This window comes from Streptococcus oralis, from assembly GCF_023109005.1.
GTDB classification, from domain to species: Bacteria; Bacillota; Bacilli; order Lactobacillales; family Streptococcaceae; genus Streptococcus; species Streptococcus oralis_BU.
In genome coordinates this window covers 36,015-50,519 of the sequence record NZ_JALDTU010000003.1, presented here as the reverse complement: position 1 = coordinate 50,519, position 14,505 = coordinate 36,015, and the positions used below count along the sequence as shown (strand labels likewise).

Annotated in this window: 18 protein-coding genes; 2 read left to right on the top strand and 16 right to left on the bottom strand. The window is 43.9% G+C overall.

The annotated features are described in order from the left end of the window. Positions 1 to 13 precede the first annotated feature (13 nt). The 9 genes from M1F56_RS04175 to M1F56_RS04135 form a co-directional block, all read right to left on the bottom strand. The gene (locus M1F56_RS04175) at positions 14 to 208 is read right to left on the bottom strand and encodes a DNA-directed RNA polymerase subunit beta (RefSeq protein WP_061415718.1); all 195 of its coding nucleotides are present in this window, start codon (positions 206 to 208) and stop codon (positions 14 to 16) included. After that, complete coding sequence (gene murA, locus M1F56_RS04170; RefSeq protein WP_084940420.1) at positions 195 to 1,478, bottom strand: UDP-N-acetylglucosamine 1-carboxyvinyltransferase; 1,284 nt, start codon at positions 1,476 to 1,478, stop codon at positions 195 to 197. The genes M1F56_RS04175 and murA overlap by 14 nt, the downstream gene beginning before the upstream one ends. A 23-nt stretch (positions 1,479 to 1,501) precedes the next feature. Continuing rightward, positions 1,502 to 1,732: a DUF1146 family protein gene (locus M1F56_RS04165; RefSeq protein ID WP_081103134.1), complete on the bottom strand. Its 231-nt coding sequence runs from the start codon at positions 1,730 to 1,732 to the stop codon at positions 1,502 to 1,504. 55 nt (positions 1,733 to 1,787) lie between these two features. After that, entirely contained in the window at positions 1,788 to 2,825 is a 1,038-nt protein-coding gene (locus tag M1F56_RS04160; protein ID WP_247916952.1) for a SepM family pheromone-processing serine protease, read from the bottom strand. Then, a complete protein-coding gene (coaD, locus tag M1F56_RS04155) occupies positions 2,809 to 3,297 on the bottom strand; it encodes a pantetheine-phosphate adenylyltransferase (protein WP_247916951.1) in 489 nt (162 codons plus the stop codon). The genes M1F56_RS04160 and coaD overlap by 17 nt, the downstream gene beginning before the upstream one ends. After that, entirely contained in the window at positions 3,287 to 3,826 is a 540-nt protein-coding gene (rsmD, locus tag M1F56_RS04150) for a 16S rRNA (guanine(966)-N(2))-methyltransferase RsmD (RefSeq protein ID WP_247916950.1), read from the bottom strand. Before rsmD ends, coaD begins: the two co-directional genes overlap by 11 nt. A 64-nt stretch (positions 3,827 to 3,890) precedes the next feature. Continuing rightward, the gene (gene asnA, locus M1F56_RS04145; RefSeq protein WP_247916949.1) at positions 3,891 to 4,883 is read right to left on the bottom strand and encodes an aspartate--ammonia ligase; all 993 of its coding nucleotides are present in this window, start codon (positions 4,881 to 4,883) and stop codon (positions 3,891 to 3,893) included. 109 nt (positions 4,884 to 4,992) lie between these two features. Continuing rightward, complete coding sequence (locus tag M1F56_RS04140; protein ID WP_001076871.1) at positions 4,993 to 5,676, bottom strand: Bax inhibitor-1/YccA family protein; 684 nt, start codon at positions 5,674 to 5,676, stop codon at positions 4,993 to 4,995. 55 nt (positions 5,677 to 5,731) lie between these two features. After that, a complete protein-coding gene (locus tag M1F56_RS04135) occupies positions 5,732 to 6,472 on the bottom strand; it encodes a TrmH family RNA methyltransferase (protein WP_247916948.1) in 741 nt (246 codons plus the stop codon). Positions 6,473 to 6,505: 33 nt separating this feature from the next. Here M1F56_RS04135 and M1F56_RS04130 point away from each other — a divergent pair, with 33 nt between their 5' ends. Then, positions 6,506 to 6,784, top strand: coding sequence for an acylphosphatase (locus M1F56_RS04130; RefSeq protein ID WP_001174619.1), 279 nt, complete (start codon positions 6,506 to 6,508; stop codon positions 6,782 to 6,784). Positions 6,785 to 6,861: 77 nt separating this feature from the next. Beyond that, a complete protein-coding gene (gene yidC / locus M1F56_RS04125) occupies positions 6,862 to 7,791 on the top strand; it encodes a membrane protein insertase YidC (RefSeq protein WP_247917037.1) in 930 nt (309 codons plus the stop codon). A gap of 72 nt (positions 7,792 to 7,863) precedes the next feature. On the opposite strand, the gene pflA is transcribed toward yidC, so the two are convergent. The 7 genes from pflA to rpe all read right to left on the bottom strand — a co-directional run bounded on the left by pflA (position 7,864) and on the right by rpe (position 14,505). Further along, entirely contained in the window at positions 7,864 to 8,658 is a 795-nt protein-coding gene (gene pflA, locus M1F56_RS04120; RefSeq protein WP_001288279.1) for a pyruvate formate-lyase-activating protein, read from the bottom strand. A 121-nt stretch (positions 8,659 to 8,779) separates the two neighbouring features. After that, a complete protein-coding gene (locus tag M1F56_RS04115) occupies positions 8,780 to 10,036 on the bottom strand; it encodes a diaminopimelate decarboxylase (protein WP_247916947.1) in 1,257 nt (418 codons plus the stop codon). A 66-nt stretch (positions 10,037 to 10,102) separates the two neighbouring features. Next, positions 10,103 to 10,930, bottom strand: a complete 828-nt coding sequence (gene purR, locus M1F56_RS04110) for a pur operon repressor (RefSeq protein WP_002874197.1) — start codon at positions 10,928 to 10,930, stop codon at positions 10,103 to 10,105. Between the two features lie 104 nt (positions 10,931 to 11,034). Further along, positions 11,035 to 11,976: a 3'-5' exoribonuclease YhaM family protein gene (locus M1F56_RS04105; protein WP_247916946.1), complete on the bottom strand. Its 942-nt coding sequence runs from the start codon at positions 11,974 to 11,976 to the stop codon at positions 11,035 to 11,037. After that, positions 11,966 to 13,222: a DNA recombination protein RmuC gene (gene rmuC, locus M1F56_RS04100; protein ID WP_247916945.1), complete on the bottom strand. Its 1,257-nt coding sequence runs from the start codon at positions 13,220 to 13,222 to the stop codon at positions 11,966 to 11,968. Before rmuC ends, M1F56_RS04105 begins: the two co-directional genes overlap by 11 nt. 1 nt (position 13,223) lies before the next feature. Beyond that, on the bottom strand, positions 13,224 to 13,886 hold the full coding sequence (locus M1F56_RS04095) for a thiamine diphosphokinase (RefSeq protein WP_247916944.1): 663 nt from the start codon (positions 13,884 to 13,886) through the stop codon (positions 13,224 to 13,226). Next, entirely contained in the window at positions 13,849 to 14,505 is a 657-nt protein-coding gene (rpe, locus tag M1F56_RS04090; RefSeq protein ID WP_247916943.1) for a ribulose-phosphate 3-epimerase, read from the bottom strand. Before rpe ends, M1F56_RS04095 begins: the two co-directional genes overlap by 38 nt.

Here is a 14,505-nt window from a genome sequence, read left to right as displayed (position 1 = left end):
CTGGTCTCCCAGTCTAATTTCCTGTAAATTTGCTAATCAATTCCTGCCACTTTGCTGGAGACAAGATAGCCCACGGATCCTGTCCCTTTCCTAGGATGCCATAGCCAACCATCAAGCCGATTCCTAAAGCAAGGAAACCTATCAAGAGAACAATAAAAATCAACAGTAGGCGACGGAGTACATAGCGTAAGTTTTTATTCTTCTTCATCATTTGCCTCAATTCGCTGAATCTTCGCTCCTAGCTGAGCCAATTTCTCATGGAAGCGGTAATAACCTCTATCAAGGTGGACTAACTTACCAACAACTGTTTCTCCCTGCGCCACCAAACCTGTCAAAATCAAAGCAGCACTAGCGCGAAGGTCCGTTGATAAAACTTCTGCCCCCTGTAAAGCCTGCCCCCCTACAATACGAGCTGTGTCACGGATAATCTCTGAATGCAAGCCCATACGGCGCATTTCCTCCAAGTGTTGGAAGCGATTCTCAAACACCGTTTCCACCATGGTGGATTCCCCTTTTGCGACTGTCATCAGAGCTGTAAATTGTGCCTGCATATCTGTTGGAAATCCTGGATGTGGCAAGGTTTTTACATGAACAGCCTTGAGATTTTCAAGTTGAGAACGAACACGAATACCTTCAGATTCCTCTGTCACTTCAACACCCATCTCAAGTAGTTTTGAAATCAAGGGGCGATTATGCTCCCATACTGCATCACGAACGAGAACATCCCCACCTGTCATAGCTGCAGCCACCATAAAGGTTCCGGCTTCGATACGGTCCTGTACCACATTGTGGGTCGTACCATGGAGTTCCTCAACACCAATCACGGTGATTGTTTCTGTGCCAGCTCCCTTGACCTTGGCTCCCATTTCATTAAGGAAGATAGCGAGATCAACAATTTCTGGCTCACGCGCAGCATTTTCAATGACCGTTACACCATCAGCTAGAGTTGCTGCCATCATGAGGTTTTGTGTTGCGCCGACACTAGGGAAGTCCATGTAGATATGAGCGCCATGCAAGTGGTCTGCCTTGGCTTCGATGTAACCAGCTGCCTGAGTGATTTTTGCCCCCATAGCTTCCAAACCTTTGAGGTGGAGGTCGATCGGGCGACTCCCGATGGTGCACCCCCCTGGCATAGAAACTTTGGCATGGCCTACACGAGCAAGGATTGGTCCCAAGACAACGATGGATGCTCGCATCTTGCTGACATATTTATAAGGAGCTTCCTCCGTGATATCACCAGTCGCATCGACCTCGACAATATGAGCTTCCTCATCAAAGTCCACCTTGGCATTCAGACCACGAACTACTTGATTCATGGTGAACACATCTGACAAGATTGGGACGTTCTGCAAGACTGTCTTACCCTTGCTTGCTAGAATAGTCGCTGCCAACAAGGGCAAGACTGCATTCTTTGCTCCCTCGATCGTCACACTCCCGACCAGACGATTATCCCCGCCTTGAACCACAATTTTTTCCATAGTTGTTTCCTTTACTTTTGATTTTATAATAGTCCTCTAAGCGCTTCTTGCCACAGTTGGTATAAACTGATAAAGAATGAACTCAAGATGTAGCCCATTACAATACTAAAGAAGCCTACCAACAAACGAACTTTTTTTGCGTTAGTAGAGGTCACTTTTAAAACCTTTTCCCATCTTACAAGATCTTTTAAAAGGTAAAAACTCAAATAAATAAAGAGTATATGACTACTTAGAGTGAATAATAATTGAACCATTTGACTATTATACCATCTTATCCGCTTGCGCGCTAGTTTTCGATTTTTCTACAAATTAGGGATTGTTTTTAAGGTAATCAATCGCATCCTGCAGGGTCTTAACAGGAACGATTTTCATCTCTGTTTTGATCATTTTAGCAGCTTCTAAAGCTGTTTCATAGTTGCTTTTCGCATTGGGGTCTGCTTTTTTTGCTTCTTCGGTGACTGGATTGTCAGGAGCAAAAAAGACGTTGGCTCCCTGACGAGAGGCTGCAACCACTTTTTTGTCAATTCCACCGATGTCGCCAACATTTCCATCGCGATCAATGGTTCCCGTTCCCGCAACGATGCGACCATTACGAAGTCCTGGATCTGCTATCTGGGTGTAGATAGCTAGACTAAACATGAGACCTGCACTGGGGCCACCGATACCAGCTGTGGAGAAGCGAATGGGAACGTCACTGGTCACTTCTGTACGGTCAATCAGACCAATTCCAATCCCGTTTTTCCCGTTTTCGAGAGTGATAATTTTACCTTCAGCAGACTTGACTTTTCCGTCTTCTTCATAGGTTACCTTGACCGTATCTCCTAATTGTTGAGAATTAACATAGTCGACCAAGTCTTTTGAACTGTCAAATGTTTTGTCATTAACAGCCGTCACGGTATCTGCAATGTTCAGAATGCCCTTAAAAGTTGAATTGTCCGTCACGGTCAAGACATAAACTCCCAGATACTTGAGTTCAATATCCTTACCAGCCGTCTTCAATCCTTGATACTTGGCCATGTTTTGAGAAGTTTGCATATAGAACTGATTGATCCGCATAAACTCCGCATCCGTAGAACCACCCGTAGTCTCCTTGGCACTTCGAATATCCGTAAAAGGTGTTAACCAAGCATAGACAAGATGCGATAGGGTTGCGTGTCGAATACCGACTGTTACAAACTGGTAAGCTCCTGCTTCTATGTCTTCTGTTTCATTGACTTTCAAAACGCGACGAATATCTTCCGCTCCACCTGGAACTTCTATGTAGTAAGGTAAAGGTACTACAAAGGCTAAAAAAGTCAATACTAGTGCTAGGATGACATATAAGGGCCATCTAGTTTTTTTCTTCATGTTCTAATTCCTCCACAACACTGTTTGGGACATATTGCTGAATCTCCTGACCAAACTTCAGAAGTTCTCTCACGGCCGAAGAGCTAATATAAAGATGCTCTGGGCGACTATATAGGTAAATCGTTTCGATTTCTGGAGCCAGTTGATGATTGTAGTAATCAAAACTAGACTCGTATTGCAAGTCGGTGGCATTCCGCAAGCCACGGACAATGGTCTTAGCACCCAGTCTTCTTGCAACATCGACGACCAGTTGGTCATGAGAAGCCAGCACCTCTATATTATCTAAATGCGCCACCGCTTTTTCAACTGCTCGTTTGCGATTTTCAACAGGGAGAAAGCCTTGTTTGTGGGGATTGTAGAACACCCCGACATAGAGCTTATCAAAGAGTTTGCTGGCACGTTCAATGATATCCAGATGTCCATTTGTCATCGGATCAAATGATCCTGTAAATAATCCAATTTTATCTGACATAGACCGTCACCTTACTAATCCCATATATTTTTTCCTTCCAGATACCTAAGCAGGCGATTTCTTCTGGTAGTTCTACAGACTTATCGGTTTCACAGACAACCATGATATCTTCGGAGAAAAGGTTTCTTTCTGCCATTTTTTCGATATCTGCAACGATTTGTTCCTTGGCATAGGGAGGATCTAAAAAGACCAGGTCAAAGGGACCATTCACATGCTCCAAGGCTCGTTCAGCCTCCATCTTTAAGAGCTGAAATTTGGAAACTTCCTTGGTCATTTGGATATTTTCAGCGATGATAGCTTGTGCCTTTCGATCCCGTTCCACTAAGACAGCATGGGACATCCCACGCGAGACTGCCTCAATAGATAAGCCGCCACTGCCAGCATAGAGATCCAATACACGACCACCATCAAAATAGGGACCTATCATGTTAAAGATAGCTCCACGCACCTTATCCGATGTCGGCCTCGTCGTCTTTCCTTCTAGCGTCTTGAGAGGACGCCCTCCGTAGATTCCTGATACGATTTTCATACCGTTTATTATACCAAATTATAGGCAAAAAGAGAAAGAAAACCGAACCTTGCGGTTCGATTCTCTACAAAATATTTTCGTAAGTATCGCGGACTTCTTGAGGCCAAACACTAGTCTGAACTTCTCCAATGTGTTTCTTGCGAAGCAAGAACATGGCCATCCGAGACTGTCCGATACCCCCACCGATTGTCAGTGGGAAAAGACCGTTAAGCAGGGCTCTATGCCATTCCAGCTCAAGCCGATCTTCGTCTCCTGTAAGAGCCACCTGGCGACGAAGTGTATCCTCATCTACCCGAATCCCCATTGAGGAAAGTTCAAAGGCACAACCAAGAGATTCGTTCCAAACTAGAATATCGCCATTCAACCCTTTGTAGCCATTTTCAGACTCTGTTGTCCAGTCATCGTAGTCAGGTGCACGGCCGTCATGAGGTTTGCCATCAGGCAACTCGCCACCAATACCAATCAAGAAGACAGCACCAAACTCTTTACAGATTGCATTTTCACGCTCTTTCGGTGTCAAATCTGGATAGCGTTCCACCAACTCTTCTGTATGGATAAAGGTGATTTGTTTTGGCAAGATGGATTCAATATCATAGCGCGCTTCTACGGCTAGCTCTGTCAGACGAATAGCCTTGTAAATCTTCTCAACGGTTTCTTTGAGATAAGCGATATTGCGTTGACCATTTGGAATCACTTTTTCCCAATCCCACTGGTCCACATAAACAGAGTGAGTCGCATCAAGCGAATCTTCATCTGGACGAAGGGCCTTCATATGAACAAATAGACCTTCACCTTCTCCAAAACCAAAGCGAGCCAAGGTGTGGCGTTTCCATTTGGCTAGTGAGTGAACGACTTCATAGGTTTCATCTGGAATCTGCAAGACCTTTACGGATACTGGATGTTCGACACCGGACAGGTTGTCCTGCATCCCATCACCAACCTTGCTCAAGATGGGACCTTGAACTTCAACAACTTCTAACTTATCTTTCAAATACTGGGTAAAGGTGTTTTTGACAAAGGAAATCTCTTCTTGCTGATGGATAAAACTTTTCTTCATAAACGACTCCTCAAAAATTAGTTAAAAGCATTATACACCTATTTCCAAGAAAAGAAAAGAGTAAATGAGAAAAAGTCAGTGCTCTTTCAAACACTGACTCTGTCATTCATTAATCGTTTCGACCAAAGATTCGTAAGATGCTAAGGAAGAGGTTGATAAAGTCTAGGTAAATGCTGAGTGCCATTGAGATGACCCAACCTGTCGCTACTTGTCCTCGTGACTGCTCATAAACATAGCGAATCTTTTGGTTGTCCCAAGCAATCAAACCTGAGAAGACCAAGACCATGGCAATACTAATCATGTAGTCAAAGAAGCTATTGGCTAAAAATAGATTCACAACCATGGCAATGATGAGGCCGACAAGCGCCGCCATCAAAGCTCGTCCCATTCCACCCAAATCTTTCTTGGTGAAAATTCCGATTACCGCCATGACAAAGAAGAGAAGGGCACTAGATACAAAGGCTGATAAGACGGTCCCAGGTGTATAGAAGGCTACGACAAAACTAAGCGTAAATCCATTTAAAACAGAATAAACTAAAAATACTGGGAGAGCTGCTGGGCTGTTCTTCGCAGCCATGCTACTTGCAACAAAGACCAGAGCAAGTTCTGCAAAAGTTGCAATCATCAGCCAGAGACGGCCATGCATTAAAAAGTAGACCAATTGGGACTGAAAGACTGTCAACATCAAAGCTGACACGAGAGCCGATAGACCAATCCCAAGTCCCACAAAGGCATAAACCTTAGCGTAAAATTGATTGAGACCTGAACGTTCTTGAATAATCGTTTGATTCATTCTGATTCTCCTTTTCTCTATAAATATGTCTTGATTATAACAAAGATTTTATAAATCAGCTAAAATAAAACATCAATATACCTGCGGCAACTGCCACGTTGAGACTCTCTGCTTGGCCTTTCATGCCAATATGAACCAGCTGATCAGCACTCTCAGCCATGACAGAACTAATCCCCTGTCCTTCATTTCCCATGACTAAAGCAAAGTTTTCTAAGGGAGAAAGCTCACGATAGTCCTTGGATTCTTTGGATAAGGTCGTTGCTAGAATGGGCAAGTTGCTCTTCTTTGCCTCTTCTACAAAAGCGGCAACGGGCATCCGATAGATGGGCAAGTGAAAATGACTTCCTTGCATGGAACGTAAGGTCTTGAGACTGTAGATATCTGCTGACTTGTCTGAGACAATAACCCCTGTAAAACCTGCAGCATCCGCAGTCCGAATCATGGTACCCACATTACCAGGATCTTGGATGTCTTCTAAAAACAGAAACTTACCCTGACGGAAATCAGGCAGTCCTACTTCCTCTTTTTGAATCACCGCGACAATGCCTTGAGGGGTTTGCGTATCTGCTAAATCCCGCAAAATCTCCTCTGAAACCCAGATAGTTTGAGAAAAAGCAGCTAACTGACCTCGGTAACTTTCCAGAGCAAAGATCTTCTCAATCCTCACCCCAGCTTGAACAGCTTCTTCAAATAAGTGCCAACCTTCAATCAAATAGGCAGACTTTCGATATTTTTTTTGATGCAATTTCTTGGCATTTTTTACCACTGAATTGGCTTTTGAGGTTATAATAGTCATAGAAACATTATAACACAATCAAAGGGGTTTGGTATGCAAAAGGTTAGAATGATTGCCCAAGGCAGAGTACAGGGTGTTGGTTTTCGCTGGGGTGTTTATACTTTAGCTCTTGAAATCGGTGGCATCACTGGTCGGGTATGGAATAACGACGATGGCACAGTGGAAATTCTTGCTCAGGCAGACTCCTCTGCCACTATGGCAAAATTTATCCAAGAAATCCGAAAAGGTCCGACACCCTTTTCAAAAGTTACCTATCTAGATGTGCAGATGAGCAACTTTTCATCCTATCCAGACTTCAAAGTCGCAAATTAGGTCTCCAGAACTATTGTATATTTTACAAAAAAACAGTAGAATAGAAAGGTATAATTTTTAAAGAAGGAATGAAAACATTGAAATCTATTAAACGTTTTGCCCTCTCAGCTATGGGAGTGGCTATGCTACTTATCTTGACAGGCTGTGTCCAAGTAGACAAAGCAACAGGACAACCTACTGGTTTTATCTGGAACACTATCGGATCGCCTATGGCAGAGGCTATCAAATACTTCGCTACTGATAAAGGTCTAGGCTTTGGTGTGGCTATCATTATCGTAACCATTATCGTACGTTTGATTATTTTGCCACTTGGTATCTACCAATCATGGAAGGCAACGCTTCACTCTGAAAAGATGAATGCTCTCAAACATGTGCTCGAACCACATCAAACACGCCTTAAAGAGGCAACAACTCAGGAAGAAAAACTAGAAGCACAACAGGCTCTCTTTGCTGCACAAAAAGAAAACGGCATCAGCATGTTCGGTGGTGTAGGATGCTTCCCTATCCTCATTCAGATGCCTTTCTTCTCTGCTATCTACTTTGCAGCCCAGTATACTGATGGAGTATCTAGCTCTACCTTCTTGGGTATCAATCTCGGTTCTCCAAGTATGATCCTTGTCGCCTTCGCTGGTATCCTCTACTATCTCCAATCACTCCTTTCACTTCACGGAGTAGAAGACGAGATGCAAAGAGATCAACTCAAGAAAATGATTTACATGAGCCCACTCATGATTGTCGTCTTCTCCCTCTTCGCACCAGCCAGTGTGACACTTTACTGGGTTGTCGGTGGTTTCATGATGATTCTCCAACAGTTCATCGTTAACTATGTTGTTCGTCCAAAACTTCGTCAAAAAGTACGTGAAGAATTTGCCAAAAATCCACCAAAAGCAAGTTCAGCATCAACTACAGGCGGGCGAAAAGATATCACTCCTAACCAAGTAACTGCAATTACGACTACTAAGAAACATAAAAAACGTAATGCTGGTAAACAACATTCTAGAAAATAAAGTAACGGCTTAGCTGAAAGGCTAGGCCTTTTTTGCATCACAAAAGCCTGATGTTTCCATCAGGCTTCTTTTTTATCCATGTACACGTTTCATATAGTCTTGATAGCTTTCTGTATCCATGAGTTTTTTGGCATTCTTGACACGGTCTGCTGTTGGTGGTTTTACCCCTTCAAGTGAGTATGGAATTCCAAGTTCACGCCACTTGAATTCTCCCATAGTGTGATAAGGTAGAATTTCAAACTTATCAACGTTTTTGAGGGTTTTGACGAATTTACCAAGTTCGATCAAGTCCTCATCTCTATCTGTCAAGCCTGGAACCAGCACATGGCGAATCCACACAGGCTTCCCAATATCTGATAGATATTTTGCACAAGCCAAGATGTTTTTATTGGTTTGGCTGGTAACAATTCTGTGTTGTTCATCGTTGATTTCCTTGATATCCAAGAGAACCAAATCTGTCACCGCCATGAGTTTATTAAACTTTTCGAGATAACGTGGTTTATTACGGAACGGAAGGGCACAGGTATCCAAGGTACAGTGGATTCCTTTTTCCTTGGCCTTGGTAAAGAGGGCAATTAGGAAATCAATCTGTAAGAGGGCTTCTCCTCCACTAACAGTGATTCCCCCCTTGTCTCCCCAGAAACCACGGTAGCGAAGGGCTTCTGTCAAGACATCGTCTACTGTCCGTTCGCGTGATTTATTGGTCTCCATAGCCCATGTATCAGGGTTATGGCAGTACTGGCAACGCATGTGACAACCCTGCAAAAAGACAATGAAACGAATCCCGGGGCCATCTACCGCCCCAAAACTCTCTGTCGAATGCACCATTCCTGTCACTTGTCCATAGTCAATTGTTTCTTCAGACATACCGTCACCTTCCTTGAAACCGTTTTATAGTTTTATTATATCACGAGTAAGATGAAAAACAAGATTTTTTTGTCTATTTTTTAGAAAGCAATCTGTTTTTCACTTTCATTTTCAATTTCTTTTAATAATCCGATTCAAAATCAAAACCATACAAGGTTGCGAAATAGTCCTCAGGACGCTCTGCACGGCGGATTTGGCGAGCTTTCCTTTCCTCGGTATAGAGGATTTCTGCAGAACGCAGTTTGGCATTGTACTGGTAACCCATGGAGAATCCATGTGCACCTGTATCATGAATCACCAGCAAATCACCTATTTCTGTATGAGGTAGTTCGCGATTGATGGCAAATTTATCATTGTTCTCACAGAGCGATCCAACCACATCTACGACCTCAACAGGGCCGTCTGGATGGGTCAGATTAGTGATATGGTGGTAGGCACCGTACATGGCTGGGCGCATGAGATTGACTGCTGATGCATCCACACCTAGATAGGTACGGTAGGTTTTCTTTTTATGGGTGACTTTGGTAACGAGAACCCCGTGAGGTGCCAGCATAAAGCGGCCTAATTCAGTAAAAATCTTGACCTGACCAAGCCCTGCCGGCGTGAGGACTTCTTCATAAACCTTACGCACACCCTCACCAATCATTGCAATATCATTTGGCTCCTGGTCTGGGCGGTAGTTGACTCCGATCCCACCTGAAAGATTGATAAAGTCTAGTGAAATGCCCAATTTTTCTTTAATTTCCACAGCTAATTCAAAGAGCTGACGGGCCAACTCTGGATAGTAGAAATGGGTCACGGTATTGGATGCTAGGAAAGAGTGAATCCCAAAAGTCTTGGCTCCTTTTTCCTTCAAGATAGCAAAGGCTTCAAAGAGTTGATCCTTGGTCATACCAAACTTGGCTTCCCCAGGATTGTCCATAATGTCTGTTCCTAATTCAAAAACGCCTCCAGGATTGTATCGACAAGAGATGATTTCTGGAATGCCTGCCGCTCGCTCTAGATGTTCAATGTCTTCAAAGGCATCCAAGTTAATGGTCGCACCTAACTCACGCGCATAGGCATATTCCTTGTCAGGCGTGTTGTTAGAAGAGAACATGATTTCAGAACCGGGAAAATCCAGTTTATGGCTCATTAAAAGTTCCACGTAACTAGAACAGTCCACACCGCAACCTTCCTCTTGGAGGATTTTCAAGATGGCAGGGGTTGGAGTCGCCTTGACTGCAAAATATTCCTTAAAGCCCTTGTTCCAGGAAAAAGCCTTGTTGACTGCTCGCGCTTTTTCGCGAATTCCCTTCTCATCATATAAGTGAAACGGAGTCGGGAACTCTGCAACAATTGTTTCTAAATCTTCACGGCTGATAAATGGTGTTTTCATAAGCATCCTTCTATTCTGTTTGCAAAGAAAGGCTGGGACAATCGTTCCAACCTTTAGTTCTATCTCTTATTTGTCTTCGTCAAAGATATTTCCAATCTCAACATCGATGGATTGGTTCTTAACATCAATATTGGTTACTTTCAAGAGTGACTTATAATCAAACTGCTTTTCACGTTCCTCTTGGGCATTATCTGCAAAGACTGCAACACCAGCCAATTCAGAGTCAAACTCACGTAAGAGACTGATCATCCCATTGACAGTTCCGCCGCCTTTCAAGAAGTCATCCACAATCAAGACACGACTGCCTGCCTTGAGGCTGCGTTTTGAAAGGAACATTTTCTCAATACGGTCACCGCTGGAACCTGAAACATAGTTGACGCTGACCGTTGAACCTTCGGTAATTTTCAAGTCACGGCGCACAATGACAAATGGAACATTGAGGACATTGGCAACTGCATTTGCGAGTGGCACACCTTTTGTTGCTACTGTCATAACGGCATCGATTTTTTGGTCCATAAAGCTCTTGGCAATGATACGACCAATATTTTTCAAAATGGCAGGTGTACTGAGCAAATCAGATAGGTAAATATAGCCACCTGGCAAGATACGGTCGCTTTCTGAAAGCTTATCACGCAAGTCCGCGATCATTTCTTTGGCTTCATGGCTAGAGATGGATGGTGTAAAGATAACCCCACCACCTGCTCCAGTCACTGTCTGGATATGACCGATTTCGATTTCTTCAAAGGCTCGCTTGATAATCACGATGTCCTCTGAGATCGATGATTTAGCAGATTCGTACTTTTCCGCAAAGGTATTGAGACTGGTTAGTTTGTATGGATTATTAATCAAATAGTTGGAAATGACAACCATCCGATCACTTCTTCTTAATTTCATTTCTATTTACCATTCCATTTAATTTTGATATTTTATCCATTATACCATATTCACATAAAAAAACGAACATTATTGCGTAAAAAATGCTCGTTTTTCTTAAATTATTAATCTAAATCTGGTTTATAGAAGGAACGATTGTCCATAGCGAAGATTTTATTGGTCATCTCTCCTTTGTCCACCAAAGCTAGAGCTGTTGACATCATCATCATGCTGGCATCTAGATTGTCAATCATATGAATAATCTCTGCCTCCATAATGCGTGGACGGACTGGACTTCCATACTCCAGCAAGCCATGATGACTGAGAATCACATGGCGCAGTAGCACCACTTCTTCTCTGGTATCATCGATGCCGAGTTCCATAACTGTCTTGGTAATTTCACTATCAATGAGAGCGATATGCCCAAGAAGATTACCTCGCACTGTATACTCGGTTTGATCCGGACCACTGAGTTCTAAAACCTTGGCCAAGTCGTGCAACATAATCCCAGCATAGAGGAGGCTCTTATTGAGCTGAGGATAGATGTCGCTAATGGCATCTGCCAAGCGCACCATGGTTGCCGTGTGAAAAGCCAAACCAGTTTCAAAGGCATGGTGGTTAGTCTTGGCAGCTGGATAGGAGTAGAATTCCTTATCATACTTGGTGTAGAGACTACGAACGATACGTTGCCAGACAGGATTTTCAATTTTGAAAATCATTTGCGACATGTAGTCACGGATTTCCTTGACATCGACTGGTGACTTAACCTTGAAATCAGCTGGATCATTGGGTTCCCCAGGCTGAGGCAAGCGAAGCGTGATTTGATTGACTTGAGGAGTGTTGTTATAAACTTCTCGACGTCCCTGCATGTGGACGACTTTCCCTGCAGTAAAGGCCTCAACATTATGAGGTTGGGCATCCCAGAGTTTTCCTTCAATCTCGCCACTATCGTCTTGGAAGGTAAAGGCTAGGTAATTTTTCCCAGCACGCGTCTGTCTCAGGTCAGCTGATTTGATCAGGTAAAAACCTTCAAACAGCTCATCTTTTTTCATGTGACTAATCTTCATATTCTTCCTCATTTTCTTGGAAATGGAGTAGATCAAGCGCAGGCTCACCTTCTGATAACTCAATGTGACGGAGCGTTCGCTCGATAGCTGTGGTGCGACGGTTTAATAATTCATCAATATTGCCAGAGGCATGTTGAAGATGTTTTTGTGCCTTGACCAGAATGCCTCCGAACTTGCCAAACTCGGTCTTGACACTAGCTAGGGTTTTGCTGATATGGTCGGCACTCTTTTGGATATTGAGAGTCTTGAAGCCAACTGATAGAGAGTTGAGCAGGGCTGATAGGGTACTTGGACCTGCGACAATAATCTGCTCCTCCCGTCTCAAATCATCAAAGAAGACCGGATTACGGACGATTTCTGAATAAAGACCTTCTGTCGGAACAAACAAGACTCCAAAATTGGTCGTCCTAGGAGGAGATAGATACTTGCTCTTGATATCCTTGGCGAAACGCTTAACGCTTGCTAAAAGCGATTTACGACAGCGTTCAATTTCGTCCTTATCACCTGCTTCATAGGCTTCTTCTAAGCGGTAATAATCCGCCAGTGGAAACTTGGAGTCAATCGGCAAATAGACAGTTACCTGGTCGCCTTGGCCAGGTAACTTGATGGCATACTCTACTCGCTCGCTAGAGTTTTCAACCGTTGCGTATTCTCGTTCGTACTGGGCAGGTGTCATGATGTCTTCAATGATTTGCCCCAGTTGCAATTCTCCCAGAATCCCTCGCGTCTTGGTTCCAGAGAGAACCTTGTTAAGTGCACCGACATCGCGGGCAACTGTCTGCATTTCTCCCAAACCTCGGTTGACCGACTCCAGTTGTTTGGAAACGGTCTCGAAGGAAGCCTGCAAGCGCGTCTGCAAGGTCTTTTCCAACTTTTCCTCGACTGTCTGACGCATTTGTTCCAAACGTTGCTCATTTGATTCTTGCAGGGCTTGAAGGCGTTGGTCGGTCTTATCTCTGGTTTGAAGGAGATTCTCGTTCATCTCCTGTCTAACTTGAGTCAGGCCTTGATGCAACTCCATTCGCACTTCTTGCAAACGGTCGCTGACAGCCACTTCCAAGTCTTTTTGGTCCAGCTGACTGGCTTGCCTAGCTTGTTCAAAGCGATAATCCAGTTGGTCTGAAAGATTGTCTGCCTGATCCTCCAAGCTCTTGGCTAGGTACTTGTCTTGCTTATCCTGCCTTTGCCAAATGAGAAAGAGCCCAGCTAGGTTGGCAATTAATAATAATAGTAATACAGTCTCCATCCTACCTCCTGTCCTTGCTATGCAAGACAACCACATAGCCATCAGGGCAAGTTATCGAAACTTCCCTATCTATATATTCGTTAGAAGCGTACACTTTTTTAAAGAAAAAATTTTCCTCAGTCAATTCGTACTTGGCTCCGATAATGGTCAACTGACTATCCCGAACTGGCATAAAAGCTAGATAATCGTAGTCTGAACGGGGCTCTAGCTGACTGGTTCCTTCTGGACAATAGGCAATCAAGTTTTGCCCATCCTCAATCGCTATCTGGCGCATATAGGGTGCCAACTTGGGATTGCTAGGCAGAAAGACATTAGCCAGCATATGATCAATACGACCACCCAAAGCCCCAAAAATGGTCACTTGGCCTTGAGGATTTTTTTCAAAAATCGTTAAAAGTGCTAGTTCCAGATCCGTATCATCCTTTTCTGGCTGGGCTTGAACAAAGTGCTGGGCACGTTTTTGAATCACCTGACGTTCGTCTGCAGTCACCGAATCAAAATCCCCAACTGCTAGAGCGAGAGGCAGGTCTTCTTCCAAGACCCAGAGCGAGCCTCGATCCACACCGACAAAGCAATCAAAATCCGTCCGATAATGACCGCGATCTCCGCCTGCAAAAACGGCAACCCTAGTCCAGTTGTTTTCTGAGAGTTTGCACTCGTTCATTGATATCTCCCTTAAAGACATAGGATCCTGCTACAAAAACGGTAGCACCAGCTTCTTTAGCCTGAGAAATGGTTTGATCATCAATCCCACCATCCACTTCGATCTCAAAGTTCAAACCTTTTTCCTCACGAAGGGCAACCAACTCGCGAATCTTATCCATGGTTTCAGGTAGAAAGGCTTGCCCGCCGAAGCCAGGGTTAACCGTCATGACCAAAACTTGGTCAACTAGGTGAAGTACGTGTTTGATAGCTTCAACCGGCGTACCAGGATTGATAACCACCGAAGGTTTAACACCGAGCGAACGAATCTTTTGAAGAGCACCATGGATATGAGGCGTTGCTTCGACATGAATGCTGATAATATCTGCACCTGCACGCGCAAAGTCTTCTAAATGGTGCTCAGGATTAGCCACCATCAAGTGGCAGTCAAAGACCATCTTGCTATGAGGGCGAAGAGCCTCGACCACACCTGCACCAAAACTGATTTGTGGTACAAAGTGACCATCCATAATATCGATATGGGCGTATTCTGCACCAGTTGCTTCTAGGCGTTTGATTTCACGTTCAAAGTTGGCATAATCTGCTGCCAGAATTGACGGAGCAATCTTGTATTGAGACAT

Bases quoted from the DNA above. Each gene is read 5' to 3' on its own strand.
- M1F56_RS04115 (WP_247916947.1), bottom strand. From the start codon at position 10,036: ATGAAAACACCATTTATCAGCCGTGAAGATTTAGAAACAATTGTTGCA.
- rsmD (WP_247916950.1), bottom strand. From the start codon at position 3,826: ATGAAAATCGTATCAGGAATCTACGGAGGGCGTCCTCTCAAGACGCTA.
- murA (WP_084940420.1), bottom strand. From the start codon at position 1,478: ATGGAAAAAATTGTGGTTCAAGGCGGGGATAATCGTCTGGTCGGGAGT.
- pflA (WP_001288279.1), bottom strand. From the start codon at position 8,658: ATGTCTGAAGAAACAATTGACTATGGACAAGTGACAGGAATGGTGCAT.
- M1F56_RS04135 (WP_247916948.1), bottom strand. From the start codon at position 6,472: ATGACTATTATAACCTCAAAAGCCAATTCAGTGGTAAAAAATGCCAAG.
- M1F56_RS04160 (WP_247916952.1), bottom strand. From the start codon at position 2,825: ATGAAGAAAAAAACTAGATGGCCCTTATATGTCATCCTAGCACTAGTA.
- rmuC (WP_247916945.1), bottom strand. From the start codon at position 13,222: ATGGAGACTGTATTACTATTATTATTAATTGCCAACCTAGCTGGGCTC.
- M1F56_RS04105 (WP_247916946.1), bottom strand. From the start codon at position 11,976: ATGAAGATTAGTCACATGAAAAAAGATGAGCTGTTTGAAGGTTTTTAC.
- M1F56_RS04140 (WP_001076871.1), bottom strand. From the start codon at position 5,676: ATGAATCAAACGATTATTCAAGAACGTTCAGGTCTCAATCAATTTTAC.
- asnA (WP_247916949.1), bottom strand. From the start codon at position 4,883: ATGAAGAAAAGTTTTATCCATCAGCAAGAAGAGATTTCCTTTGTCAAA.
- purR (WP_002874197.1), bottom strand. From the start codon at position 10,930: ATGAAATTAAGAAGAAGTGATCGGATGGTTGTCATTTCCAACTATTTG.
- M1F56_RS04095 (WP_247916944.1), bottom strand. From the start codon at position 13,886: ATGAACGAGTGCAAACTCTCAGAAAACAACTGGACTAGGGTTGCCGTT.
- M1F56_RS04175 (WP_061415718.1), bottom strand. From the start codon at position 208: ATGAAGAAGAATAAAAACTTACGCTATGTACTCCGTCGCCTACTGTTG.
- coaD (WP_247916951.1), bottom strand. From the start codon at position 3,297: ATGTCAGATAAAATTGGATTATTTACAGGATCATTTGATCCGATGACA.
- M1F56_RS04130 (WP_001174619.1), top strand. From the start codon at position 6,506: ATGCAAAAGGTTAGAATGATTGCCCAAGGCAGAGTACAGGGTGTTGGT.
- M1F56_RS04165 (WP_081103134.1), bottom strand. From the start codon at position 1,732: ATGGTTCAATTATTATTCACTCTAAGTAGTCATATACTCTTTATTTAT.
- rpe (WP_247916943.1), bottom strand. From the start codon at position 14,505: ATGTCTCAATACAAGATTGCTCCGTCAATTCTGGCAGCAGATTATGCC.